This is a genomic window from Clavibacter sepedonicus (assembly GCF_000069225.1).
Classification (GTDB): Bacteria; Actinomycetota; Actinomycetes; order Actinomycetales; family Microbacteriaceae; genus Clavibacter; species Clavibacter sepedonicus.
On sequence record NC_010407.1, the window covers coordinates 2,949,439 to 2,975,675 of the forward strand.

At 74.2% G+C, this 26,237-nt stretch carries 20 protein-coding genes and 1 pseudogene; 10 read left to right on the forward strand and 11 right to left on the reverse strand.

Translation table 11 applies throughout. The features are described 5' to 3' along the window. Positions 1-88 precede the first annotated feature (88 nt). The 5 genes from CMS_RS13805 to CMS_RS13825 all read right to left on the reverse strand — a co-directional run bounded on the left by CMS_RS13805 (position 89) and on the right by CMS_RS13825 (position 6,713). On the reverse strand, positions 89-733 hold the full coding sequence (locus tag CMS_RS13805) for a TasA family protein (protein WP_012300031.1): 645 nt from the start codon (positions 731-733) through the stop codon (positions 89-91). Continuing rightward, positions 733-1,521 (reverse strand): signal peptidase I, encoded by a 789-nt coding sequence (locus tag CMS_RS18205; RefSeq protein WP_012300032.1) that lies wholly within the window; start codon positions 1,519-1,521, stop codon positions 733-735. The genes CMS_RS13805 and CMS_RS18205 overlap by 1 nt, the downstream gene beginning before the upstream one ends. Next, entirely contained in the window at positions 1,518-2,339 is an 822-nt protein-coding gene (locus tag CMS_RS13815) for a hypothetical protein (protein ID WP_012300033.1), read from the reverse strand. Before CMS_RS13815 ends, CMS_RS18205 begins: the two co-directional genes overlap by 4 nt. A gap of 127 nt (positions 2,340-2,466) precedes the next feature. After that, positions 2,467-3,168: a TasA family protein gene (locus CMS_RS13820; protein WP_012300034.1), complete on the reverse strand. Its 702-nt coding sequence runs from the start codon at positions 3,166-3,168 to the stop codon at positions 2,467-2,469. Positions 3,169-3,317: 149 nt separating this feature from the next. Further along, positions 3,318-6,713, reverse strand: coding sequence for a DUF7507 domain-containing protein (locus CMS_RS13825; protein WP_012300035.1), 3,396 nt, complete (start codon positions 6,711-6,713; stop codon positions 3,318-3,320). 403 nt (positions 6,714-7,116) lie between these two features. Here CMS_RS13825 and dnaK point away from each other — a divergent pair, with 403 nt between their 5' ends. From dnaK to CMS_RS13870, 9 genes and pseudogenes are all read left to right on the forward strand, one after another. Then, the gene (gene dnaK / locus CMS_RS13830) at positions 7,117-8,988 is read left to right on the forward strand and encodes a molecular chaperone DnaK (RefSeq protein WP_012300036.1); all 1,872 of its coding nucleotides are present in this window, start codon (positions 7,117-7,119) and stop codon (positions 8,986-8,988) included. Next, entirely contained in the window at positions 8,985-9,638 is a 654-nt protein-coding gene (locus CMS_RS13835) for a nucleotide exchange factor GrpE (protein ID WP_012300037.1), read from the forward strand. The genes dnaK and CMS_RS13835 overlap by 4 nt, the downstream gene beginning before the upstream one ends. 120 nt (positions 9,639-9,758) lie before the next feature. After that, on the forward strand, positions 9,759-10,772 hold the full coding sequence (locus CMS_RS13840; protein WP_012300038.1) for a DnaJ C-terminal domain-containing protein: 1,014 nt from the start codon (positions 9,759-9,761) through the stop codon (positions 10,770-10,772). 1 nt (position 10,773) lies between these two features. Further along, positions 10,774-11,241, forward strand: coding sequence for a heat shock protein transcriptional repressor HspR (locus tag CMS_RS13845; RefSeq protein WP_012300039.1), 468 nt, complete (start codon positions 10,774-10,776; stop codon positions 11,239-11,241). Then, positions 11,238-12,494, forward strand: a complete 1,257-nt coding sequence (locus tag CMS_RS13850) for a class I SAM-dependent methyltransferase (protein ID WP_012300040.1) — start codon at positions 11,238-11,240, stop codon at positions 12,492-12,494. The genes CMS_RS13845 and CMS_RS13850 overlap by 4 nt, the downstream gene beginning before the upstream one ends. Positions 12,495-12,591: 97 nt before the next feature. Further along, on the forward strand, positions 12,592-13,554 hold the full coding sequence (locus tag CMS_RS16775; protein ID WP_012296866.1) for an IS481-like element IS1121 family transposase: 963 nt from the start codon (positions 12,592-12,594) through the stop codon (positions 13,552-13,554). A gap of 10 nt (positions 13,555-13,564) precedes the next feature. After that, positions 13,565-15,400: pseudogene (locus CMS_RS13860) on the forward strand (Pls/PosA family non-ribosomal peptide synthetase); the annotation flags it as partial. Then, positions 15,397-16,710 (forward strand): M1 family metallopeptidase, encoded by a 1,314-nt coding sequence (locus CMS_RS13865; protein ID WP_012300041.1) that lies wholly within the window; start codon positions 15,397-15,399, stop codon positions 16,708-16,710. The pseudogene CMS_RS13860 and the gene CMS_RS13865, both read left to right, overlap by 4 nt. A 55-nt stretch (positions 16,711-16,765) precedes the next feature. Then, complete coding sequence (locus tag CMS_RS13870) at positions 16,766-17,986, forward strand: ATP-binding protein (protein ID WP_086935927.1); 1,221 nt, start codon at positions 16,766-16,768, stop codon at positions 17,984-17,986. A gap of 27 nt (positions 17,987-18,013) precedes the next feature. Here the strand turns inward: CMS_RS13870 and CMS_RS13875 are convergent, their stop codons facing one another. The 4 genes from CMS_RS13875 to CMS_RS13890 are packed head-to-tail and all read right to left on the reverse strand — an operon-like array spanning position 18,014 to position 23,432. Further along, positions 18,014-18,592 (reverse strand): 4'-phosphopantetheinyl transferase family protein, encoded by a 579-nt coding sequence (locus tag CMS_RS13875; protein WP_012300043.1) that lies wholly within the window; start codon positions 18,590-18,592, stop codon positions 18,014-18,016. Positions 18,593-18,612: 20 nt separating this feature from the next. Beyond that, complete coding sequence (locus CMS_RS13880; protein WP_106408697.1) at positions 18,613-19,275, reverse strand: hypothetical protein; 663 nt, start codon at positions 19,273-19,275, stop codon at positions 18,613-18,615. A gap of 38 nt (positions 19,276-19,313) precedes the next feature. Continuing rightward, entirely contained in the window at positions 19,314-19,772 is a 459-nt protein-coding gene (locus tag CMS_RS13885; RefSeq protein ID WP_012300045.1) for a GNAT family N-acetyltransferase, read from the reverse strand. Next, complete coding sequence (locus tag CMS_RS13890; RefSeq protein ID WP_041464723.1) at positions 19,773-23,432, reverse strand: bifunctional proline dehydrogenase/L-glutamate gamma-semialdehyde dehydrogenase; 3,660 nt, start codon at positions 23,430-23,432, stop codon at positions 19,773-19,775. It lies immediately after the preceding gene. Between the two features lie 170 nt (positions 23,433-23,602). Here CMS_RS13890 and CMS_RS13895 point away from each other — a divergent pair, with 170 nt between their 5' ends. Continuing rightward, on the forward strand, positions 23,603-24,505 hold the full coding sequence (locus CMS_RS13895; protein ID WP_041464724.1) for a LysR family transcriptional regulator: 903 nt from the start codon (positions 23,603-23,605) through the stop codon (positions 24,503-24,505). 73 nt (positions 24,506-24,578) lie between these two features. Here the strand turns inward: CMS_RS13895 and CMS_RS13900 are convergent, their stop codons facing one another. Continuing rightward, entirely contained in the window at positions 24,579-25,427 is an 849-nt protein-coding gene (locus tag CMS_RS13900; RefSeq protein WP_012300048.1) for a copper resistance CopC family protein, read from the reverse strand. Further along, a complete protein-coding gene (locus tag CMS_RS13905) occupies positions 25,424-26,188 on the reverse strand; it encodes a YcnI family copper-binding membrane protein (protein WP_012300049.1) in 765 nt (254 codons plus the stop codon). Before CMS_RS13905 ends, CMS_RS13900 begins: the two co-directional genes overlap by 4 nt. Between the last annotated feature and the right edge of the window lie 49 nt (positions 26,189-26,237).

Below are 26,237 nucleotides of genomic sequence, written 5' to 3' on the forward strand. Positions count from 1 at the left end.
CCCTGGAGGTCCGATCCGGCGCCCGAGGCGGGGCCGCGACGGCGGCCGACGGGACCGGTGACGGGCTGCCGACGGGCGACAGGGAGGGTCAGCGCTGCGTGCCGGGGCGCTGGTTGCCGTCGACCTGCAGGGTCACGGATCCGGTCGCACCCTGCGCGGTCGTGGGCGCGGACGCGGGCAGCCGCACCGTGATGCGCAGGTTGTCCCGACCGCCGACCGCGCGGGCCGGGGATCCGGGCAGCGCGAACCGCCCCGAGGCGGGGCGGTCGGCCACGACGGAGGTCGTCGTGCCCGCGCAGGTCGCGGATCCCGGGGCGCCGGTCCACGCGACGGTGCAGCGGTCGACCGCCACCTGGAAGCCGTCCGACGTGCTCGCGACGGCGGTCCCGCCGAGCGTGACCATGAGCTCCGACGCGGTGACGGTGCCGGTGTTCGCGAGGTCCACCAGCCGCACCTGGGCATCGCCCGGCCGCAGCCCGGCGATCGGGACGGCGAGCTGATCCGCACCGCCGGCGCCCCAGTCGAGCTCCACGGCGCCGGCCGTGACGGAGACGGTCGTCGTGGCGCGGTCCGCGAGCACGGCGTACGCGGTGCCGGCCCCGGCGAGCGCGATGACCACCGCGATGGCGGGGACGAGCAGGGGTCGCGCGCGAGGAGCCGGGCGGTGGGCGGAGCGGCGGCCGTACGACGCGGGAGCGACGTCTGCGGTCCGAGCGGCGCGATGGCGGCGCATCAGGCCGGTCCGCCGGTCGTGCGGGCCGGGTCGGCGTGGAAGCCGGTGCGCGCGTCGGTGCCGTCGGGCGCACCGTCGGCGGAGGCGGAGGCGGAGGCGGAGGCGGAGGCGTCGGCGGAGGCGGAGGCGGAGGCGTCGGCGGAGGCGTCGGCGTCCGCGACCGGTCGCGGCGGGCGACGCCAGATCACGGTCAGGAGCCAGATGGTGCCGACCGCGCCGACGACCGCGAAGGCGATCGCACGGGTGATGGGGTCACCGAGCCAGACGAACGGCCAGCCGAGGAACGGGACGACCGACGTGCGCTCCCAGACGGCGTCGTCGCCGATGGTGACGATCCACGGATCGCCCGAGGGGTTGTTGTCGCCCTTGGTCTGGATGGCGAGGCGGTCGTCCGACCAGCCGTCGAGGCGCTCGGCGTCCTCCGGGCCGAAGACGTGGGTGACGCGGTGGATCACCCGCACGCGCGGGCCGCTGGGGGCCGTGAAGACGACGACGTCGCCGGTCGCCACCTCCGCGCGGGGCGTCGGCGCGGTGATCGCGAGGGAGCCGACGGGCATGCCGGGGGCCATCGAGTCGGAGAGGACGGGGACGAAGCGGGTGACGCCGAGCACGGAGAGGGCGACGACGGCGACCACGGCCAGCCCGACGGCGGCCGTGAGGAGCCCGCCGAGGACGCCGAGGGCGCGGCGGGCCGGGCTGCGGCGGGCCTGCGCGCGCACCGGGGCGGCGGGCTCGGTGGCGGGCGCGGCGGCGGCACGCGCGGCGCGGTCGGCGCGCTCGCGGGTCACGACGCGGCCTCTGCGGTGCGACGGCGGTGGCGGCCGGCGAGCAGCAGGATCCCGCCGCCGAGGAGGGCGAGGAGGGCGCCGGCCAGGGCGGACGCGATGTCGCGGCCGGTGACGGGGAGCAGGTCGCGCGGCGCGTCGGCGGCGGGGGCGGATCCGGCGGGCGAGGTACCGGCGCCGGTGCCCGTCCCGCCTCCGTTCCCCGTGCCCGCCCCGCCGCCGGGGGCCGGGTCGGGGTCCGTGCCGGTGCCGCCGTCGCCGACCAGGGCGAAGCTGACGCGGACCATGCCGGCGGTGGACTCCATCCGGTTGTCGGCGCGCTCGGGGAACTGCACGCGCACGGCGATGCCCACGGTCTGGCCCGGCTCGAGCGGGGTGCGCGTGACGACGCCGTCGAGGGTGGCGGCGGGGCCGGATCCGAGGGGCTCGACGGGCCCGCGGCAGCGCATGGGCGCCGTGAGGGTCTCGAAGCCGTCCGCGCAGAGCCGGACGGACAGCTGGATCCCGCCCTCGGCGTCGCCGGTGAGCGCCATCGAGCGCATGGCGTCGAGTCGGACGGCGAGCGGCGAGCCGGCGGCGGAGACGTTGGTGACGTCGGCGGCCCAGTCGACGGTGTCGCCGGGGGCCAGGTCGTCGAGCGGGATGTCGGGGCCGGTGAGCTCGCGGACCTCGAGCGCGGGGGAGTCGATCGCGGCGGGCGCGGCAGCGCGGGCGGCGACGGAGCCCGCGGCGGCGCTGGCCGGAGCCGCGGCACCGGAGGCGACCAGCGTCAGGCACAGCGCGGCGGCGGCGACGCTGCCGGTGCCGTGGTGTGCGCGCATGGTCGGATCCTCCGGGGATGCATGAGGGGTGGTGCCGATGAGGGGCGGTGCGGTGGAGCAGGGCGACGCGCGGGCGCGACGCCGGTCGATCGGGCCCCGGCGCGTGCCGGGGCCCGACCGGAGGCGATCAGCGCTGGAGGCCGTCGCGCTGGATCGCGGCTGCCGTGAACGTCAGCGATGCGGCCGCGTTCTCGTAGTCGTTGTCCGCGGTGTCGGGCAGCTGCAGGACCATCAGGGTGTTGAGCGTCACGTCGGCGGTGTCGCTCGGGAAGGTGCCGTCGGCCGTCGGCGCGACGCCGAAGTTCGCCGGCAGCAGGGTGACGGAGTTGCCCGCGCCCGTGATCGACGCGAGGGTGCCCGCGCCGGTCTGCTGCACGGTGCCGGAGCACGTGTACGCGCCCACCGGTGCGGTGGCCGACGTCCACTCGCCGCCGACGCAGGTCTGCAGCGAGTAGGTGAGCCCGGCGGCACCGCTGACGAGGGACTCGCCGCCGCCGGCGAGGGCCGGGTCGTCCGTGCCGGGCGTCTCCGCCGTCACGGCGTAGGACAGCTGGACGGACTCGACGAGATCGCCGTCGTTGGTGGCGTCGGGCAGCTCGAGCAGGATCGGGCGCTGGACCGTGTCCCCGGGCGCGATGTCCGAGACCGTGTAGTCGCCGGTGGCGACGATGTCGAGCTGGCCCGCGTCGGCCTGGAGGGTCGCCGTGTCCGAGTCGGTGAAGATGGCGAACGCGCCGCCGGTGATGAGGGTGCCCACGGCGACGACCGCGCCGGTGGCGACGATCTTCTTCCAGGGGCGGCGACGCTGGGGTGCTGTGGTGGTGCTCATGGTGTTTCCTCTCGATGGGTCTCGCGGTGCGCGGTGCGCGCGGATGGTGGTGGTGCTGCTGTTCCTGCTGGTGCGGTGATGGACGTGTCGGTGGAGGTGCGTGGCCGCATCCGGTGGCGGATGCGGCACGGGAGGCGGCGGGGCGGGCATCAGCAGCCCGCCGCGGAGAAGGCCGCCGGCTGGGCGACGGCGATGGAGGGCGCGCTCGCGACGCCGAGCCAGCGCTGCAGGTCGGGCCGGACGCGCCACTGGTAGGAGCGGGACTCGCCGAGCCGGTCGTCCGAGAACGACGTCGCGGTGCCGGCGAGGCGGGCGACGGTGGTCCAGGCGCCGGGCGTCGTGCCGTCGAGGCGCCGCTCGACGACCCAGTCCGTCGCTCCCGGTGCCGCCGCCCACGCCAGCCCGGTGACGGGCCGTCCGGCGACGCAGCTGGCGGTCGCCGTCGTGATGGACGACGTGCCCGCCCAGGTCCCCGTGCTCACGCCGAGGCTCGTGTCGGCCCGGTCCGTGAACCCGCGGGAGGTGAGGGGCGCGGGATCCACGTGCACCGTGAGCGTGGACGTGGCCGTGATGCCCGTGGCGGGCGCCGCCGGGCGGTCGGTGATCGAGTACGTCACGACCACGGATCCCGTCCACCCGTCCGTGGGGGGCACGTAGGTGCAGAGCGCGGCCGCGCAGGTGAGGGTGCCGCGGAGGGCGGCCGGCTGCGGGGCGCTCGTGATCGCGAGCGCGTCCCCGGCGGGATCCGTGTCGTTGGCGCGCGGGTCGATGGTCACCGTCGCGCCACCCGTGGTGGCGACGAGGCGGTCCGGCCGGGCGACCGGCGTGCGGTTGACGGGCGTGACCGTGACGGTGACCCGGACGTTCCAGGTGTCGACGCTGCTCGAGAGCGCGTAGTCGAAGACGTCCACCCCGGTGAACCCGAGGATCGGGCTGTACGTGCAGCGCCCGCGCTCCGTGCCCGAGTCGACGCACGTGACGCTGCCGGAGGCGGGGGCCGTGGGCACCGGCCCGGACGCGCCGCCGATGAGCTTCGGGGTCGCGGACAGCTGCGCGCGGCTGAAGGCGGCGCCCGTGGCGGCCCGGCCGTCGTTGGCGAGCACGTCGATCACCACGGCGGTGCCCTGGGCGGTGGTCGCGGCGTCGGCGACGGGATCCGGCACCGCGGTGACGGTCGCGGAGGCCGTCCGGGTGACGGTCGCCCCCGCTGAGGTCGTCGCGGTCGCGGTCGCGGTGTTGACGATGGATCCCGCCTGCACGTCGGCCGCGGTGGCCGAGTACCGGGCGGTGGCCGTCACCACATGACCGGGCGCGAGCGTGCCCGCGGTCTGCGGCCAGGTGTAGGTGAGCGCGGAGACGCCGGGGCGCGGATCGGCGACGCCGACGCCCGTGAGCGTGGTCGTGCCCGTGTTCCGCACGAGGAAGCCGTACGTCACGATGTCGCCCGCCGCGATGACGTTCGACGGGGAGGCGGTCTTCGTGAAGTCGAGGGTGGCGGTGCGCGCGAGGGCCAGGGTGCGGCTGGCGCTGCCCTGCACGACCGTGCCGCCCGAGAGCGTGCCGCTCGCGGTCGCCGTGTTCGCGATCTGGCCCGCGTCCACGTCGGACTGCTTCACGGAGTAGGTCGCGGTGGCCGTGACGGATGCGCCCACGGCGAGCGTGCCCGCCGTGCCCGGCCACGTGTAGGCCATGGCGGACAGCCCGGCGAGCGGATCCGCGATCGTCACGCCGGTCATCGCCGCGCCGCCCGTGTTGGTGGCCCGGAGCGTGTAGGTCACCGTGGCGCCCGGGACCGAGCCGCCCACGAGCGACGCGTCCTTCGTCAGCGTGATCGCGCCGGCGGCCCGCACGGGCGTCGTGACCGTGGACAGGGCGGCAGGCGCCTCCTGCCCGGCGAGGGTCCGGCCGGTGACGGTGGCCGTGTTGGAGATCGGCGTGCCCGCGGCGACATCGGCGGCCGTCACCGTGTACGCGGTGGAGGTGAAGGTCTGCGACGCGCCCGGCGCGAGCGTCGCCGTGGCCGGGGCGACGCCCGTCACGCGCGGATCCGTCACCGCGACGCCCTGCAGCGTCACGTTGCCGCTGTTCCGCGCGATGAACGAGTACGCGATGCGCTCCCCGGCGTCGGCCACGCCGTTGACGTTCGTGTCGGTGAGCGTGCCCACCTTCGTGAGGGCGAGGAGCGGCGAGGGCCGCGTGATCGGCACGGAGACCGAGTCCGCGTTGCTCGAGAGCCTCGAGCTCAGCACGGGCTGCCCGGACGCCACCGCCGTGTTGACGAGCGATCCCTGCATCGCCTCCTGGGCGGTGACGCGGTGGGCGCCGGTGCAGGTGATCGTCCCGGCCAGCAGGAACGCGTTCGCGCTGCACTGCACCGAGGGCACGAGGGGATCCGCGACCTGCACGTCGTTGATGACGCTGAGGAGCTGAGGCGCGGTGATCGAGAACCGGTAGCGCACGTCCTGGCCCTCCGCGTAGGAGGCCTGCGCGAACGCCGGGTCGAGGGTCTTCGTCAGCTGGAGGACGCCGCTCGTCGGCGCCACGGACGCGATGCGCACGTTCTGGATGAGGTGCGTGTCGGTCAGCGTGCCGGTGGTCGCCGTGAACCCGAGCTTCACGGAGGCCGGGGGCGACGTGGTCATCGTGTACTGGTGCACGACCGCGAGCTGCGCGTCGGGCAGGCCGGCGCTGGCCCCGTAGGAGACGGTCACCACCGGCAGGGCGGCGTTCGAGACCTGGACGCGGATGGTGCGCCCGGCCGTGCCCGGCGGCGCCGCGTTGGACGAGCTCGGCAGGGCGGCGTGCAGCTGGCGGCTGGTGCCCAGGCCGCTCCCGGAGAGGTAGCAGTAGCCCGTGCCGCCCTGACCCGCGCCGCGCAGGGCGACGGCGTTGGGGCGCGAGCCCGGCGCGACCTGCGCGCAGCCGGTCCCGCGGCCGTCCGCCGCGACCGAGAAGCTGCCGCCCGAGTCGAGGCCCACGCCGAGGTACGCGCCGTCGATGCCCGCGCGTGCCGTCGTCTGCGCGTAGCCGAGCGACCCGGCCCCGCCGCCGATCTGGGCGACGGGGCGGGATCCGTCGGCGAGGAAGAACGCGATGCCCTCGTTGCCGTTGGTGCCCTGGCCGTACTGGAACTGGTCGAACCGCACATCCAGGCCGCCGCTGACGGGCAGCGGGGTGTCGTAGACGATGCCGCCGCTGCTGTTCACGGTGTTGTCGGTGAGCTGGAGGGATCCCGGCGTGGCCGCGCTCGCGGGAGCGCCGGTGCGGCTGGCGCACACGCCGACGCCCGACTGGCCGGCGTGCGGCGCGACGGTGGCGCGGGTGAGGCAGGCGGCGCCGAGCGTCCGCCAGGCGGGATCCGCGACGCTCGTGCCGGTGAACGACTCCGTCACGTTGAGCGGAGCCGCGACGGCTGGCGCGGCAGGCGACGCGACCAGGGTGACGGCGGCGAGGGCGGCGATGACGAGGGCCGCGAGCCGCCGGGTCCCGCGGGAGCGGGGTGCAGGAGGTCGCGATGACGCCCTGTGCGCACGCGCTCGTGCCATCTCCACCACCCCATCGCGCTCCCGCTCCAAGCGGGAGCGCAGAGGCCCCCCGGCCTCGCGTCGGCAACGCTAAATCAGCTGATGGACCAGTGAAAAGGGGCCCAGTAGCGATCTAGGTGAACCAGTAGCCCCCGTCCCGCGCCCCCGGCCCCCCAGCCGGGGCACACCGTCGCCGCACGGATGGGTCACGGGCCCGCGATTCTGTGAGTTGAGCCGAGATCGCTCAACTTCCGACGCCGTGACTTGACGCTCGCGGAGGCTCCGCTAGAGTTGAGTCATCGCGGCTCAAGTAGCACGCCGCTGACGAAGCGGCACCGCGAGCGAGACTCCACGGGACACCCGCGTCACCACACGAAGCGACCCCGTGATCCGGGCGCCGCGGCAATAGTAAGGAGAACACCCCATGGCTCGTGCAGTAGGAATCGACCTGGGTACCACCAACTCGGTGGTCTCGGTCCTGGAGGGCGGAGAGCCCACCGTCATCGCCAACGCCGAGGGCGCGCGCACCACGCCGTCCGTCGTCGCGTTCACCAAGGACGGCGAGGTGCTGGTCGGCGAGACCGCCAAGCGCCAGAACGTCACCAACGTCGACCGCACCATCTCGTCGGTCAAGCGCCACATGGGCACCGACTGGACCGTCGGCATCGACGACAAGAAGTACACGTCGCAGGAGCTGTCCGCCCGCATCCTCGGCAAGCTCAAGCGCGACGCCGAGCAGTACCTCGGCGACTCGGTGACCGACGCGGTCATCACCGTCCCCGCGTACTTCAACGACGCCGAGCGCCAGGCCACGAAGGAGGCCGGCGAGATCGCGGGCCTCAACGTGCTGCGCATCATCAACGAGCCCACCGCGGCCGCCCTCGCCTACGGCCTCGACCGGGGCAAGGAGGACGAGCTCATCCTCGTCTTCGACCTCGGCGGCGGCACGTTCGACGTCTCCCTCCTCGAGGTGGGCAAGGACGACGACTTCAGCACCATCCAGGTCCGCTCCACCGCGGGCGACAACCGCCTCGGCGGCGACGACTGGGACCAGCGCATCGTCGACCACCTCGTCAAGCGCTTCAAGGAGTCGACGGGCGTCGACGTCTCGAACGACAAGATCGCCAAGCAGCGCCTCAAGGAGGCCGCGGAGCAGGCGAAGAAGGAGCTCAGCTCCTCCACCAGCACCTCGATCCAGCTCCCGTACCTCTCCCTCACGGAGAACGGCCCGGCCAACCTCGACGAGACGCTCACCCGCGCCAAGTTCGAGGAGCTCACGAACGACCTGCTCGAGCGCACCCGCAAGCCCTTCGAGGACGTCATCCGCGAGGCCGGCGTCTCGGTCGGCGACGTGGCCCACGTGGTCCTCGTCGGCGGATCCACCCGCATGCCCGCCGTCGTCGACCTCGTGAAGAAGCTCACGGGCGGCAAGGAGCCCAACAAGGGCGTCAACCCGGACGAGGTCGTCGCCGTCGGCGCCGCGCTCCAGGCCGGCGTGCTGAAGGGCGAGCGCAAGGACGTCCTGCTCATCGACGTCACCCCCCTGAGCCTCGGCATCGAGACCAAGGGCGGCATCATGACCAAGCTCATCGAGCGCAACACGGCCATCCCGACCAAGCGCAGCGAGACCTTCACTACGGCCGACGACAACCAGCCGTCCGTCGCGATCCAGGTCTTCCAGGGCGAGCGCGAGTTCACCCGCGACAACAAGAACCTCGGCACCTTCGAGCTCACCGGCATCGCGCCGGCGCCCCGCGGGATCCCGCAGGTCGAGGTCACCTTCGACATCGACGCCAACGGCATCGTGCACGTGTCCGCCAAGGACAAGGGCACCGGCAAGGAGCAGTCGATGACCATCACGGGCGGATCCTCGCTCGCGAAGGAGGACATCGAGCGCATGGTGCGCGAGGCCGAGGAGCACGCGGCCGAGGACAAGACGCGCCGCGAGCAGGCCGAGGTCCGCAACAACGCGGAGCAGCTCGCCTACTCGATCGACAAGCTCATCAAGGAGAACGACGACAAGCTGCCCGAGGACGTCAAGTCCGAGGTCCAGGGCGACGTCGACGGCCTGAAGAGCGCCCTCGCCGGCGACGACGAGACGGCCGTGAAGACCGCCTTCGACAAGCTGTCCGCGAGCCAGACCAAGCTCGGCGAGGCCATCTACGCGCAGGGCCAGCAGGAGCAGGCCGCGGGTGAGGCCCCCGAGGGCGCGTCCGAGGCGAAGAAGGACGACGAGGACATCGTCGACGCCGAGGTCGTGGACGAGGACGACGAGGACAAGAAGACCGACCGATGACCGAGGACACCGCGAACGGCGAGGGCACCACACCCGAGGACGAGGGAGCCGAGCAGTCGGCTCCCGCGTCCCCGGCCGGGCCTGACGCCACGGCGGACCAGGCGGCCGATGAGGCCTCCGTCCCGGGAGCCGACGGCGCGTTCGTCGAGGCCGAGGGCCCCGACGTCGAGACGACCGACCCCATGGACGAGGAGCTGCAGGACCTCATCGAGCAGACGCGCGCCGAGCCCGCCGAGGGCGACAGCGAGCACCTCGCGGACTTGAAGCGCGTCACCGCCGAGTACGCCAACTACCGCAAGCGCACCGAGGCCAACCGCGAGATCGAGCGCCAGCGCGCGGTCGGCGACGTGGTCAAGGGCATCCTCCCGGTGCTCGACGACCTCGACCGGGCCGAGAAGCACGGCGACCTCGCGGAGGGCGGACCGCTCACCGCGATCGTCGCCAAGCTGCGGACGAACGTGGAGCGCATCGGGCTGGTCAAGGTCGGCGCCGTCGGCGACGCCTTCGACCCGCAGGTGCACGAGGCGATCTTCCAGAAGCCGAACCCCGAGGTCCAGGTGGACACCGTCGCGGACGTCGTCGAGAGTGGCTACTACATCGGCGAGACGCTGCTGCGGGCCGCGAAGGTCGTCGTCGACAAGCCGGAGTAGCGCCATCAACCGCAGCGAAGATCCGGCTGCACCCACCCCGGTCCGGGCGTCCGCACGCGCGGGCGCCCGGACCGGGTCGTGCGGCCCCCACCACGAGACGAAGAAGAAGGGAGGCGTCTGATGGCCAGCCAGGACTGGTTCGACAAGGACTTCTACAAGGTCCTCGGAGTGTCCAAGGACGTCTCGGAGGCCGACCTCAAGAAGGCCTACCGCAAGCTCGCGCGGCAGTACCACCCGGACAGCAACCCGGATCCGTCGGCGGAGGCGCGCTTCAAGGAGATCAGCGAGGCGCACGCCGTGCTCGCCGACAAGGAGCAGCGCAAGGAGTACGACCAGATCCGCGCGATGGGATCCGGCGCCCGATTCAGCGCGCCGGGTGCCGGCGCGCCGGGCGGTGGCTTCGAGGACGTGTTCGGCGGCATGTTCGGCCAGCAGTCCGGCGGCCGCGGGCGGCGTACGGCCGGGTTCGGATCCGGCCAGCCGCAGTACAGCCAGGGCGGGTTCGAGGACATCCTCGGCGGTATGTTCGGCAACGGCGGCTTCGGCCAGTCGACCGGCGGCTACCGGGGCTACGGCGCTCCCACCAAGGGGCGCGACGTCACGGCGTCCACCACGGTCGACTTCCTCACCGCGGTGCAGGGCGACGTCGTGCGCCTGCAGGACTCCGACGGCCGCCCCCTCACGGTGCGCGTGCCGGCCGGGGTCTCCGACGGGCAGAAGATCCGCCTCGCCGGCAAGGGCGAGCCGTCGGGCGACGGGGGCGCCTCGGGCGACATCATCCTCACGGTGCACGTGCGACCGCACCCCGTGTTCGAGCGCGACGGGCTGAACCTCCGGGTCAACGTGCCCGTGACGTTCCCCGAGGCCACGCTCGGCGCGACCATCGAGGTGCCCACGCTCGGCGGCGACCCGGTGCGGCTGAAGGTCGCGCCCGGCACGTCGAGCGGCAAGGTGCTGCGCGTCAAGGGCCGCGGCGTCACGACCCCGAAGGGCACGGGCGACCTGCTCGCGCGCATCGAGGTCGCGGTGCCGTCGCGCCTCACCGACGCCCAGCGCGTCGCGCTCGACGCGTTCGCCAGCTCGGGACCCGCCGAGGACCCGCGCCGGGAGCTCATCGAGCGGGCCAGGAGCTGAGATGGATCCCCGCGACACGATGGACGAGGACGCCCCCGTCTTCGTGATCTCCGTGGCGGCCGAGCTGTCGGGCATGCACCCGCAGACGCTCCGGCAGTACGACCGCCTCGGGCTCGTGTCGCCCACCCGGACCGCCGGGCGCTCCCGCCGCTACTCGATGCGCGACATCGTGCAGCTGCGGGAGGTCGCCCGGCTCGGCGCGGAGGGCGTGAGCCTGGAGGGCATCGCGCGGATCCTCGAGCTCGAGAACCAGGTGTCCGAGCTCCGCGGACGCGTGCGCCAGCTGGAGTCCGCGCTAGCCGACGAGCTGCTGTCGCGGCCCGGTCGGCGCGTGTTCGCGGCCCGCGGCGACGGCGACGTGGTGTCGCTGCGCGCGGGCGTGCGTCCCTCGCAGCCCACCGAGGTGGTGCTGTACCGTGCGGCGCTCGCCATGCCGGACGACGACCGTTCCGAGCGCGACGCGCGGTGAGCGACGCTCCCGCCGCCGCTCCCGACGCCGCCGCTCCCGACGCCGCACGCGTATCCGCCGCCGACGACCTGCTCGACCTGGGCGCACTGCGACGCCGGCCTGACGTCGAGGCCGAGAACCTCTTCGCGGTGGACGCGGCCGACCGCCTGCTCCTCGACGAGCTGGTCGCGCTGCTCGCCGCCGCGTCCGCCGACGGCCGCCCCCTGCGGCCCGAGGACGTCGTCGTGATCGGCGACCACTACGGCGCCCTCGCCCTCGGCGCCGCGGCAGCGCTGCGTCGGGCCGGGGCGGCGGATCCCGTGCGCATCCGCGTGCACCAGGACGCCCTCGCCTCCGAGACCGCGCTCCGCCTCAACGCGGAGCTGATCGGCGAGACCGCCGAGATCGCCCACCACGGGCTCGACGCCGCGCTCGCCGCGCACGCCCGCGTCGTGATCGCGCGCCTGCCCTGCAGCCTCGACGCGCTCGACGAGTGGGCCGGGGTGGTCGCGGGCGCCGCCGCCGACGACGTGACCGTGCTCGCCGGCGGGCGCGTGAAGCACATGACGCCCGCGATGACGGACGTGCTGCGCCGCCGCTTCGGCGACGTGCACGCGACCCTCGCCCGGCAGAAGTCGCGGATCCTCGTGGCGCGCGAACCCGTGCGCCCCGCCGCCGCCGCCGACGCCGACGCCGCCTACCCCCGCAGCGAGTCGCACCCCGACCTCGGCCTCGAGGTGCGCGCGCACGGCGCCGCGTTCGCCGGCGCCCGCATCGACATCGGCACGCGCTTCCTCCTCTCCTTCCTGCCCGACCTGCCCGAGGACGCCCGCGTCGCCGTCGACCTCGGCTGCGGCACGGGCGTCATCGCGTCGGCCGTCGCGCTCGCCCGGCCGGGCATCCGCGTGATCGCGACCGACCAGTCGTGGGCCGCCGTCGACTCCGCGCGCGCGACCGTCGCCGCGAACGGGGTCGCCGAGTGGGTGACCGTGGTGCGCGACGACGCCGGTTCCACCGTGCCCGACGGATCCGCCGACCTCGTGCTCCTGAACCCGCCGTTCCACACGGGCGCGACCGTGCACGCGGGCCTCGCGCCGCGCCTGTTCGCCGCCGCCGCGCGCATGCTCCGCCCGGGCGGCCAGCTCTGGACCGTCTACAACAGCCCGCTCGGGTACCGACCGCAGCTGACGCGCATCGTCGGGCCCACGCGCGAGGCGGGTCGGAACGCGAAGTTCACGGTCGCCGTCTCGACGAAGCCGGATCACCGGGCCTAGATGTACTCGGCCATGACGTTGGTGACACTTCGGGGCGTGTGAAGAGGCCTCCTGGCTTGATGGAGCTGTTCAGTTCAACCATCGCCAGGAGGCCTCGATGTCCCACGGTAATGCTCGTCTGACGGTTCACGGGAGGGTTCTCCTCGTGCGGCGGGTGGTGGAGGATCGTCGGCCGGTCGCGCACGTCGCGCGGGAGCTGGGGGTGTCGCGGCAGTGCGCGCATCGATGGGTGAACCGGTTCCGTGCCGAGGGGCTGCGAGGGCTGACGGATCGGTCATCGCGGCCCCGGTCAGTACCGAGGCGAACGAGCCCGGAGCGGGAACGGGCCGTGCTGGAAGCGCGGGCCCAGTTGCGGGCGGGTCCTGCGCGGCTGGCGCCGGTGACAGGTGTTCCATCCCGTACGATCTCCCGCATCCTGCGCCGGCACGGGGCGCCGCCGTTGGCATGGTTGGACCCCGTCACCGGGGCCGTGATCCGGGCATCCCGGTCAACGGCGCACCGGTATGAGCACGAGCATCCGGGTGATCTGATCCACGTGGACGTGAAGAAGCTCGGGAGGATCCCGGACGGAGGCGGCTGGCGGGTCCACGGGCGCAGCGAGCAGGTCCGCGGCCGCGGGATCGGGTTCGATTACGTCCATGCCGCGGTCGATGACCACACCCGTCTCGCCTACGCGGAGATCCATCCCGATGAGAAAGGCGCGACCGCGGCCGGGTTCCTGACCCGCGCAGCGGCGTACTTCGCCGGGCGCGGGATCACCCGGATCGAGCGGGTCATCACGGACAACGCGTTCGCCTACCGGCACTCGACCGCGTTCAAGAACGCCGTCCAGGACCTGGGCGCGCGGCAGAAGTTCATCCGCCCGCACTGCCCCTGGCAGAACGGCAAGGTCGAGCGCTTCAACCGGACCCTCGCGACCGAGTGGGCCTACCGGCAACCCTTCACCAGCAACCAACACCGCGCCGACGCGCTTGACCCCTTCATCGAGCACTACAACACTGAACGAATCCACTCAAGCCACGGGCTCACGCCCGCGGCCCGAGTGTCACCAACGTCATGACCCAGTACAGCTAGGCGCGCGCATCGCCGACGACGTCGACCTGCACACGCTGCCGCCCGTCACGGGCATGCTGCGCATCGGCCGGGGCGCATCGGTCGAGCCGGAGGTCGACCTCTCCGGCTACTGGATCGACGGCGACACCGTGCGCGTCGGCGCCGTCCGCATCGGCGCGGGATCCACCGTCGGCACGCGCTCGACGCTGCTGCCGGGCACGCGCATCGGCAAGGGCGCGGAGATCGCGCCCGGCTCCGCCGTCTTCGGCCGCGTGCCGGCGGGCCAGCGCTGGGCCGGGTCCCCCGCCGCGCGCGAGGGCAAGGCGCGCGTCTGGTGGCCCGACCACCGGCCGCCGCGCAACACGCGCTGGGTCACCGCGTACGGAGCAGCGTCCGTCGCGACCGCGCTCGTCCCGGTGCTCGGCTTCGTCGCGGGCGGCGCGATCCTCGCGGCCGCCATCCGCGGATCCGCCGACCTCGGCGACGTCTGGTGGCGCGGCCTCGGCGCGCTCGTGCCCGCCGTACTCGTGACCGGGCTCGTGCTCGCGCTGCTCGTCGTCGGATCCGTGCGCCTGCTCGGCCTCGGCGTGACGGAGGGCATCCACGCGGTGCGCAGCCGCGTCGGCTGGCAGCTCTGGACCACCGAGCGCCTCCTCGACATGGCCCGCACCGTGCTCTTCCCGCTCTACGCCGGCCTCTTCACGCCCGTGTGGCTCCGGCTCCTCGGCGCGCGCGTGGGCAAGGACGTCGAGGCGTCGACCGTGCTGCTCATCCCGGCGATGACCACCATCCGCGACGGCGCCTTCCTCGCCGACGACACGCTCGTCGCCGGCTACGAGCTCGGCGGCGGCTGGATGCGCGTCGCCCGCGCCGAGATCGGCCAGCGCGCGTTCCTCGGCAACTCCGGCATGGCGGGGCCCGGCCACAAGGTGCCGAAGGACGGCCTCGTCGCCGTGCTCTCGGCGGCGCCCACGAAGTCGAAGGCCGGATCCTCGTGGCTCGGCTCCCCGCCCGTCCGGCTCCGGCGCACGGTCGCCGCGGCGGACGACTCCCGCACGTTCGCCCCGCCGATGCGGCTGCGCGTCGCCCGCATCCTCTGGGAGCTGCTGCGCGTCGTGCCCGTGTTCGTCACCTGCGCAATCGGCCTGGCCGTGCTCGTGACCCTCGCCGCGCTCACCGAGGCGTGGGGCCCGTTCGTCGCGTTCCTGCTCGGCGGGGTCGTGCTGCTGGTCGCCGGCGCGGTGGCGGCGGGCGTCTCGACGGCGGCCAAGTGGATCCTCATCGGCCGCATCCGCGCGGAGGAGCACCCGCTGTGGTCGTCGTTCGTGTGGCGCAGCGAGGTGTCGGACGTCTTCACCGAGATGGTCGCCGCGCCCTGGTTCGCGTCGTCGGCCGCGGGCACGCCCGCGCTCGTGTGGTGGCTGCGGAGCCTCGGCGCGCGCATCGGATCCGGCGTCTGGTGCGACTCGCACTGGCTGCCCGAGGCCGACCTCGTGACGCTGGGGGACGCTTCCACGATCAATCGCGGGTGCGTCGTGCAGACGCATCTGTTCCATGATCGGATCATGAGCATGGACACCGTCACCCTCGACGCCGGTGCGACCCTCGGGCCGCACAGCGTCATCCTCCCCGCGGCGCGCATCGGCCCGCAGGCCACCGTGGGCCCCGCGAGCCTCGTGATGCGCGGGGAGCTCGTGCCGGAGGCGAGCCGCTGGAGCGGCAACCCGATCGGCCCGTGGCGCGAGGTGACGCTCGGCCGCTACCTGCCCGCGAGCGCCGCCGCGGCGTCCGCGGGCGCCGCCGCGACCGCTCCGACCGACGCCACCGCGCGCGCGACCGCCGGTCACCGGTGAGGGCCGCGGCAGGTCCGTCGTCCGGCGACGCGTACACCCCCGAGGTCGGATCCACCGCCTACGCGGTCGGGCGCTACGACCTCGACCTCGACTACCGCGTGGCCCGCAACCGACTGAAGGCGCGCGCCGTCATCACGGCCGTCGCGCGCGAGCCGCTCCCCCGCCTCGAGCTCGACCTCACGGGCCTCCGCGCGGGCGACGTGCGCGTCGACGGCCGCCGCGAGACCCGGCACGTGCAGCGCGGCGGGCGGCTCGTCGTCACGCCCGCGGCTCCCATCCCCGCGGGCGCGACGTTCACGGTCGACGTCGCCTACTCCGGCGAGCCGGGTCCGCGTCGCACGGTCTGGGGCGACCTCGGCTGGGAGGAGCTCGGCGACGGCGTGCTCGTCGCGTCGCAGCCGAGCGGCGCGTCCACCTGGTTCCCCTGCAACGACCGGCCGGACGACCGGGCCGCCTTCCGGATCCGCATCGCGTGCGAGGTCGACTACTCCGTGATCGCGAGCGGCCGGCTCGTCTCCCGCCTCGAGCGCTCGGGCCGCGCGACCTGGACGTACGAGCAGGACGCGCCCACCGCGCCGTACCTCGCGACCGTGCAGATCGGCCGCTACTCGGAGCGGCGCGTGCCCGCCGGATCCACGCAGGCGGTCTTCGCGTACCCGAAGCCGCGCGAGGCCCGCGTGCTGCAGGACCTCGCGCTCGTGCCCCGCATGATGGCCTTCTTCGAGACCCTGTTCGGGCCGTACCCGTTCGACGAGTACCGCGTCGTCGTCACGGACGACGAGCTGGAGATCCCGCTCGAGGCGCAGGCGATGGCCGTGCTCGGGTCGAACCACGCGGACGGGACGGGCGGATCCGAGCGGCTCGTCGCCCACGAGCTCGCGCACCAGTGGTTCGGCAACGCGGTGGGCCTCGCGTCGTGGCAGCACATCTGGCTCAACGAGGGCTTCGCCTGCTACGCCGAGTGGCTGTGGTCGGAGGAGGCAGGCGGCGCGACCGCCGACCAGCTCGCGCGCCAGCACCACACTCGTCTCGACCGCTACGGCACGCAGCTCGGCATCGGCGATCCCGGACCGGAGTCGATGTTCGACGACGTCGTCTACAAGCGCGGCGCCCTCGCGGTGCACGCGCTGCGGCTGACGCTCGGCGACGCGGCGTGGCGGCAGCTGCTGCTCAAGTGGACGGATCCGGCGTGGACGGCGCCGCGCACGACCGCGGACCTCGTCGGCGCGGCCGGCGACGCGGGCGCGCTGCTCCGCGCATGGCTCGCGGACGGGCCGCTGCCGGCGCTGCCGCGGGTGCGGCGGCGCTGAGGAGGCGGATCGCGACACCTCTGACTGCGCGCCATCGTTGTTATACTTCGGGTCGATGTATAACGACGATGGGCGCCACCCCAGTGAGTCGCTGAGTCCCTACACGCCGGGATCCGTGCCGACGAGCCTGCCCGGGCGGGCGGACAAGCTGCAGCAGTTCCGCGAGGCCGCCCAGCGCATGGCGTCCGATGGGCTGTTCATCCCCCGCGTGCACGTCGACCACGGTCCCCGCGGGATCGGCAAGACGTCGCTGCTCCGGGAGGCGCAGCGCATCTTCGGCGGGTACGGCGTCCGGACCGTGCTGATCACGGCGGATCCCGACGAGGATCTGGTCCGATCCCTGCTCGGCGAGCTCCGGCAGGTCGTCGGAACCGGCACGCGTCTGCGGAAGGCCGCCCTCGAGGCGATCGACTCGGCCACGGTCACGCTGGGGGCTCCCGGCATCGTGCAGGTCGGCGTCTCGATGACCCCGGAGAAGAGACGGACGGCCGCATCCGCGAAGCAAGTCCAGCAGGCGATCCGCGCCGCGATCGACGCCGTGATCCATGACGGGGACGCGGGGGTCGCGATCCTCATCGACGAGATCCAGGAGGCGGACCCCGAGAGCCTGCGCACCCTCGCCTACGCGTGGCAGGAGATGGCCCCGCTCCGCGCCTTCGAACCCGGGCAGCCGCGGACCGCGCTCTTCGCCGTCGGGCTGCCGGGTGCCCCGACGAAGATCAACAAGGCCGTGACGTTCAGCGAGCGGTTCAGCTTCCAGCCGATGCACGGCCTGTCCGACGCTGGCGCGCGCGAGGCGCTCGAAGGCACGGCCACGACCGTCGCCGTGAACTGGGACGTGGCTGCCCTCGATCGGGCTGTGGCGGAGTCGAGCGGCTATCCCTACAAGGTCCAGCTGATCGGCGACGCGTCGTGGCGTGCAGCTGCCGGGCGCCTCGCCCGTGACGGCTTGCGACCAGATGACACCATCGCGCTCGAGGACGTCCTGGCCGCGCTGCCGTCCGTCGGTGCGGAGATGGATACGCTCTTCACCGCGCGCTGGAGGTCCGCCAGTCCGCGACAGCAGGACATGCTCGTGGCGGTAGCGCGGCTGGGTGGAGTGGACGTGAAGCGCGCCGATCTCGCCGAGGCTCTGTCGACGACCACTCGAGCGATCTCCGTCGCTCGCCAGAAGCTGCTGGACAAGGGCCTCCTCGACGCGAACAAGCACGGGCACCTGTCGTTCACCGTGCCGGGGTTCACGGAGTTCGTGCTCGACCAGGCGGAGAACGAGTGAATCGCCTTCGCTGATGCCGCGTCCCGTTCAGAGGGCGAGCGAGCGGATCTCCGCCGTGAGCGGCTGCGCACCGGCGGGCCCAGCAAAGCGCGCGACAGCAGCCACGAGGTCGGACGCGAGCGCGACCTCGACGACCCGGTAGCGCGCTTCCTCGCCGTCGATCCACGCGACGGTCCCGTCCGCGTCCCCGGCGAAACGCACGCGCCCCGGATCCACGAGGAGCCCGCGCCCGTCGGCCTTCAGCACCGCCTCGATCCGCACCCACCCCGCGAGGGCCATCCCGGGGGGCGCCTCACGGTCGCGCGGCTCGGCGTCGATCCCGACCGGCCCGTCAGCGCTGACGGCGACCACCACCGCGTCGCCCGCGTGCGCCACGCTCGCGTGCAGGCCGTCGAGCGCGCGGGATCCGCCGAGCACCGGCCGGCCGTGCTCGCCGCCGCACGTGGCGCAGCGGGCGCGGACGGTGACGGCCGCGGGATCCGCACCCACGAGCCCCGCGGCGAGCGCCCGGAGAGCGTCACGACCGGCCGCGGTGCGCGCGGAGCGGTCGGCCGACGCGGCCACCCGCGCCACCGACACGTGCACGACGGCGGGAGCGGGGATCACGTGTCGACCCTAGGCGGCCGTCACGCGGCCATCCGCGCGAGCACGACCGCGCCGGCCACGAGCGCCCCGGCGAGCAGCACGGTCGACGGGCCGACCCACCACCAGCCCCGACGCGCACGTGTCCCCTCCACGACCGCGGCGACGGCGAGCAGCAGGAGCGCCAGGGCGGCACCGCCGCGCGCGAGCGGCGTCGCGTCGTCGCCGGTCATCGCCACGCAGCCCGACACCAGCAGGGAGCCCCCGAGCATCAGCCAGCCGAGCACGGCCAGGGTGCGCACGACCTGGCTCCGCCGGTCGGAGCGCCGCAGCGGCTTGGCGCCGCGCCACCCGTCGGGCGCGCGCAGACCGCCCACGACGACCATGACCTCGTCGAGCTCCGCCGGCCGCTCGCCCGCCGGCAGCGCGAGGAAGCGGCCGAGGTGCTCGTCCCGGACACCGGACGAGGCGATCAGGCGGGCCAGCAGCTCTCGCTCGCGCGGTGTGGTCCAGCCGTGCAGGGCGATGCCCCACCGAGCAGCCTGGTCGGGCGCGCGCACCTCGCGGTACCAGGACGCGAGGAGCAGCCGCGCCACCGCGTCGCCCGGCTCCTTGCGCACCCGCGTCCGCAGCTCGACGATCGCGTCGCGTCGGCGGCCATCGGCCCACAGCGTCCGGGCGCGGTCGACGGCCTCGGATGTCTGCATGCGCCCAGGCTCGCGGATCCCGTCGGGCCGCGTGCGGTTCATCCCCGGGCGCGCACCAGCATCTCGTCGGTCTCCGTCGCCCGCCGCGTGACGCCCGCGTCGTCCACGTAGGCGTACGTGGTCGTCGTGTTCTCCCCCGTGCCGCGGTAGCCGAGCCGCTCGTACAGCGCGCGGGCCCGCGGGTTGTCGAGGCCGACGCCCACCGCGAGGGGCCCGGATCCGACGCGCTCCTCGGCCGCGCGCATGATCGCCGTGCCGATGCCGCGTCCGCGCTCGGCCTCGTCCACCCGCAGGTTCCGCAGCTCGGGCACGTCGCCGCGCAGGTCGAGCTGGCCGGCGCCCACGGGACGGTCGCCGTCCCACGCGACCAGCAGCGTGGATCCGCCCGCCTCCTGCAGCGCCCACATGGCGCGCGCGAACCCGCGGCCGGGCGGCTCCTCCTGCTCGAGCCGCCCGACCTCCGAGGCCGCCAGCGCGCGGACCTCGATCCCGGTCACCTAGATGACCGCCTCGCTCCAGTCGTCCGGGTTGCCGAAGCGGTGGGCCGTGATGCTGATCGCCTGCTCGCGCAGGAACGTGAGCATCTCGACGCGGCCGGCCGCGGTGACCTCGTCGGCGAAGACCGCGACGTCGGGGGTGCCGCGAAGCGCATCGGACAGGGCGCGCGCCTCCACCAGCCGCGACGAGCGCGCGGCGACGAGCCTCACGCGCTCCGTCGCGATCCCGGACGCCGCGACCCGGGCGAGCCACGCGTCGTCCGTCTCGATGGTCACGTGCACGGTGGGCAGGTCGTCGAGCACCTGGCCGAGGCCGGCGGGCAGGATCCCCGGCACCGACACGTGCATCTCCGCGCGCGCGAGGCGCCCGGCCGCGAGCACCCGGAGCAGGTCGGCGAGCGCACCCGACTCGGTGAGCCGCACCGTGACGGGCAGCGGCCGGTAGCGGAACAGGTTCCGCTCGACGCCGAGGCCGCTCGGGTCCTTCACCTGGCCGAACTCGTCGTGCCAGGCGACCGCGTCGCTGAGCGCCGAGCGGCGGACCAGGTCGAAGTCCTCGTAGCGGATGGCGGGCTGCGCCGACTCGATGAGCTCCGTGACCCGCGGCGACAGCCCGCGCAGGTGCAGCGAGCTGGAGTGCCGACCGGCGTCCGCGACCCAGGTGCCCAAGCCCATGAGGTAGTTCGGGCCGCCGGCCTTGGTGCCGGATCCGACCGAGGAGCGCTTCCAGCCGCCGAACGGCTGGCGCTGCACGATCGCGCCCGTGATCCCGCGGTTCACGTAGAGGTTGCCGGCCTCCACGGTCTCGAGCCACTGCTCGAGCTCGCGCGCGTCGAGGCTGTGCAGGCCCGCGGTGAGGCCGTAGGGGATGGCGTTCTGGAAGCGGATCGCCTCCTCGAGCGTCCGCGCGCGCATCACGCCGAGCACGGGTCCAAAGAACTCGGTGAGGTGGAAGTACGACCCGGGCTTCACGCCGTCGCGGACGCCGGGCGACCAGAGGCGGCCGGTCTCGTCCATCTGCGACGGCTCGACGAGCCACTTCTCGCCGACGCCGAGCTGCGTGAGCGCGTGCTTGAGCTTGCCCGCGGCCGGCTCGATGATCGGGCCCATCTGCGTCGTCGGGTCCGACGGGTAGCCCACGCGCAGCGACGACACCGCGTCGGTGAGCTGCGTGAGGAAGCGGCGGGACTTCCCGACCGAGCCCACGAGGATCACGAGGCTCGCCGCCGAGCACTTCTGGCCCGCGTGGCCGAACGCGCTCTTCACGACGTCGGCCGCGGCCAGGTCGAGGTCGGCGCTGGGGGTCACGATGATGGCGTTCTTGCCGCTGGTCTCCGCGAGGAGCGGCAGATCCGAGCGCCAGGAACGGAAGACCTCGGCGGTCTCGTAGCCGCCCGTGAGGATCACGCGGTCGACCGCCGGGTGCGAGATGAGGTGCTCGCCGAACTCGGCCTCGCCCGCGTCGACGAGCGCCAGGAGCTCCCGCGGCACGCCGGCCTCGCGGAGCGCCTCGACCAGCACGGCGCCGGAGCGGCGGGCCTGGCCGGCGGGCTTGACGACCACGCCGCTGCCGGACGCGAGGGCCGCGAGCATGCTGCCCGCGGGGATCGCGACGGGGAAGTTCCACGGCGGCGCCACGACGGTGACGCGCGACGGCACGAACCGGGCGCCCTGCACGCGGTCGAGCTCGCGGGCGCGCTCAGCGTAGTAGTGCGCGAAGTCCACGGCCTCGCTGACCTCGGGGTCGGCCTCGGCGATGGTCTTGCCGGTCTCGGACGTCATCACCTCGATGAGGCGCGCGCGGTTGCGCTCGATCGCGACGCCCACGCGGTGCAGGAGCGCGGCACGCTGGTCGCCGGGGCGGGCACCCCAGCGGGCTGCCGCGGTGCGGACGCCGTCGATGATGTCGTCCAGCTGCTCCGTGGAGTCGATGCGCGCGGCCTCGATGGTCGCGACGCCCAGCTGCGAGGCCTCCACGCGCGACAGGATCTCGCGGCCCCAGGCGCGGTTCGTCGGCAGCGCCGGATCCGTGTCGGCCGCGTTGTGGAACGGCGTCGCGGAGGCGTCGGGGTCCACGAGCGCGTCGGGCGTCAGCAGCGAGCCGCGCGTGAAGCCCTGGACCACGCTCGTGAGCTGCGGGTCGACCTCCTCCTCGGGCTCGGCGGGCGTCTCCGGCTCGGCGAGCGGATCCACGTCGTCGAGCTCCGGCGGGAAGCGGCGGTCCTGCGTGCGGTTCGGCGCGGGGACGGTGTCGTCGACGCCGGCGAGCGACGCGCGGAACCGCGACTCCTCGCGCGCGAACAGCTCAGCCGACGTGCTCAGCTCGAACACCGCCGACATGAAGTTCTCCTGGCTCGCGTTCTCCTCCAGGCGGCGGATGAGGTACGAGATGGCCACGTCGAACTCGGTCGGGTGCACGACGGGCGTGTAGAGCAGCAGCCCGCCGACCGTGCGCTTCACGGCCTCGGCCTGGCCGGTCGCCATGCCGAGGAGCATCTCGAACTCGATCCGGTCGGTCACGCCGCGCTCCTCGGCGAGCAGCCACGCGTAGGCGACGTCGAAGAGGTTGTGGCCGGCGACCCCGACCTTCACGGCGTCGGCCGCGGCGGGCTGGAGCGCGTGCTCGAGCATGCGCTTGTAGTGCGTGTCGGTCTGCTCCTTCGTGGACCAGGTGGCGACGGGCCAGTCGTGCATCCGGCCGTCGACCTGCTCCATCGCGAGGTTCGCGCCCTTGACGATACGCACCTTGATGGGCGCGCCGCCCGCCGCGCGACGCTCCTGCGCCCAGGCGGTGAGTCGCTGCAGGCCGGCGAGCGCGTCGGGCAGGTACGCCTGCAGCACGATCCCGGCCTCGAGGTCCTTCACCTGCGGCTGGTCGAGCACGCGCGTGAACACCTCGATGGTGAGGTCGAGGTCCTTGTACTCCTCCATGTCGAGGTTGATGAACTTCGGGGTCGCGGCCTCCGACGCCAGCTCGTACAGCGGGGTGAGCCGCTCGACGACCTTGTCAACGGCCTCGTCGAACGCCCACATCGACAGCTGCGACACGACGCTCGACACCTTGATGGAGACGTAGTCGACGTCGTCGCGGGCGAGCAGCTCGCGCGTGCCCGCCAGGCGGCGCGCGGCCTCCTTCTCGCCGAGCACGGCCTCGCCGAGCAGGTTGAGGTTGAGGCGGGATCCGCCCTCGCGCAGCTTCTGGATGGCCGGCCCGAGCTTCTCGCTCGTCGCGTCGACGATGAGGTGCCCGACCATCTCGCGCAGCACGCGGCGCGCGACCGGGACGACGATCTGCGGGAGGACCAGGCCGAGGATGCCGCCCGCGCGGATCGCGCCCTGCATGTACCAGGGCAGGAACCCGGGGGTCTTGGCGGTGAGCGCGGCGAGGCTGTTGCCGGCGACCGGGAGGTCCTCGGGGCGCACGACCCGGTCGACGAAGCCGATGGTGAAGTCGAGGCCGTTCTCGTCCTTGAGGACGCCCGCGAGGCGCTCGGCCGAGGGATCCGCGGGGTGCTGGGCCGCCTCGGCGAGCCACGTGCGCACGAGGGCGACGGACCGGTCGGCGAGCGCCTCGCGATCCGGAGCGGCGGATGCGCCGTCGATCGTCGGGGACTGCGCCGTCGTGGAGGCGGATGCGGTCTCGGGGCCGGATGCGGTCATGCGGGAACCTCTTCGTCTCAGGTGGGCCGGAGCCCCGGCGTCGGCCGCGCTGCGGGCGCGTCCTCCCAGTGTGGGACCACACTCTCATCGGATGCGCTGAACGTTTCCGATGATCATCGTGCGGCCCTGCCGATGATTCCACGCTCGCCTGACATCCCCGGGAGGCGCACGTGCTCGAGATGCGACGACTGCGGCTCCTGCGCGAGCTCAAGCTCCGCGGCACGATCGGCGCGGTCGCCGACGCGCTCTCGTTCAGCCCGTCGTCGGTGTCGCAGCAGCTCGCGCAGCTCGAGCGCGAGGCGGGCGTCCCGCTGCTGCGCCGGGTCGGCCGGCGGGTCGTGCTCACGCCGCAGGCTGAGATCCTCGTCGAGCACACGACGGCGCTGCTCGAGCGGCTGGAGCGGGCGGAGACCGAGGTGAACGCGTCGCTCGCGAACGTGTCCGGCACGATCCGCGTGGCCGCGTTCCAGTCGGCGCTGCTCGCGCTCGTGCCGCCCGCGCTCACGATCCTCCGCGACGACTACCCCGACCTGCGGGTCGAGATCACGATGCGCGAGCCGGAGTCGGGCCTGCACGACGTGTGGGCGCGCGACCACGACCTCGTCATCGCCGAGCAGTACCCGGCGCACGCGGCACCCCGGCCGGCCGACCTCGACCGCGAGGAGCTGTGCGTGGATCCGCTCCGCCTCGGCCTCCCGCCCGGCCGCGACGACGTCCGGTCCATCTCCGACGCGCGCCGCCTGCCCTGGGTGATGGAGCCCGCGGGCACGGCGTCGCGCCACTTCGCCGAGCAGGTGTGCCGGGTCGCGGGCTTCGAGCCGGACGTGCGGTACGTGACGGCCGACCTGCAGGCGCACATCGACCTGGTGCGCGGCGGGCACGCGGCGTCCGTGCTGCCGGATCTGGTGTGGGCCGGACGCGAGCCCGACGTGCGGCTGATCGGCCTGCCCGGCTCGCCGCGGCGCACGGTCTTCACGTCGTCGCGCGTGGGCAGCCTCGACCGGCCGGGGATCCGCGCCTGCCGCGACGCCCTCGCGCGCGCGGTCGAGGACATGGGGCCGGTCGCAGGCTGAGCCGTCGGCGCACCGACGACGACGGGCCCGGATCCGCGGGGGATCCGGGCCCGTCGTCGCGGGTGGCGTGCGGTCAGGCGCCGGGCGGTCCGCCGTCACGCGGGGTGTCGCCGTCGGCGTCGTCCGTCGCGGCCGCCGCGGCGGGCTTCCGCCGACCGGTCACCACGATGAGCACGACCGCGGCCGCCGCGAGCACGACGATGCCGATGCCCACGCCGACGATGACGCCGAGGTAGGGCGCGACGCCCTGCTCCTGCCCGGCCGCGGTGCCCGGGTCCGCGGCGGACGTGTCCGCGCCGCCGGTGCCGCCGGACGCGGTGCCGCCCGACGAGGCCGCGCCGGATCCGGCCGCCCCCTCCTGCGCCGCGGCGCAGCCCGGGCCGTCGGCCGTGCCCGCCGACGCCGTCGCGCCCGCGGGCGCCTGGTACGTGAACGCGATCGAGTCGGAGACCGGATGCCCGTCCGCCGAGACCACGCGCCACGTGACCGTGTACTGGCCGGATCCGCCGAGCGCGACCGGCACGGTGACCGAGCGTCCGGAGTCCGTCGCGCAGCCGGTCTCGAAGTGCCTGCCCTGGCCGTCCGGTCCCGTCACCTGCACGACGGACGAGCCGCCCGCGGGCGCGGAGCCGGTCGACGCGTCGCCGCCGGCACCGCCCGCCGCGGCGAGGTCGAGGATCACGTCGTTGAAGGTCAGCGTGACCTCCGACGGCGGCGCGTCGATCGTGGATCCGGCCGCGGGCGAGCTCGACACGAGGTAGTTGTGCGCGGACGCCGACAGCGCGCCATCGGGCCCGCTCCCCTGCGCGAGACCCGCGAGCGCGAGCGCCCCGGTCGCGAGCGCGGCACCGGCGACCGCCGCGGCGAGCCGCCGGAGCGGACGCCGACCGGTGCGGGTCGGGATCCGGTCCCCGGGCGTCACGCCTGGCCGCCGCCCTCGCGGCGCGCGCGGGTGAGGGCGAAGACCGCGACCACGAGGGCGACCGCGCCGAGGGCGAGCCCGCCCACGCCGAGGCCGACCGCGACCGCGCTGCTCGTGGCGCTCGTGTCGGACGCCGCCGTCGTGACGGTCGCGTCGGGCGCCGCGGTGGTCGTCACGGCGCTCATGGAGTCGGCGGGCGGGGCGTCGTCCACGTAGAGCGTGGGCGCGGGGTGCTCCGGCTCCTCACCGGAGGCCGGGGTCGTCTGGTCCCAGTCGACGACGGATCCGTCCGAGTAGCCCTGGTGCGCGGGGAGCATGATGCTGCCGGTGTCGGGCACGGGTCCGACGGAGACCGTGAAGCGCTGGAACTCGCCGGCCTTGATGCCCACGCCGTCGTCCGCGGTCCACGTGACCTCGACGGGCGCGTCGGTGATGGTCGCGTCGTCGGTCTTCACCGGGGTGTCGAGCTTCTCGGTCGTGACCTTGGCGGTCCAGCCGGGCACGGGCTCGGTGGAGAGGCTCGAGAACGGGGCGTCCTTCGGCAGGTCGACCGTGACGCTCGTGGTCGTCGCGGTCGCGGACTCGGTGGGGACCTTGAAGGTCAGCGTGCTGTAGCTGCCGGCGGCCGCCTGGTCGGGCGAGACGCGCACGTGCGCGGAGGCTGCGAGCGGCACGGCGACGGCGAGCGCGACGCCGCCGATGAGCGCGGTGGCCGAGCGGAGGATCCGGCGGCGGGGACGGGAGGGGGATGAGGTGGTCATGTGCGGGTGTCCTGTTCCGGGCCGCGCGGAGCGGCCCCGGGAGCGGACG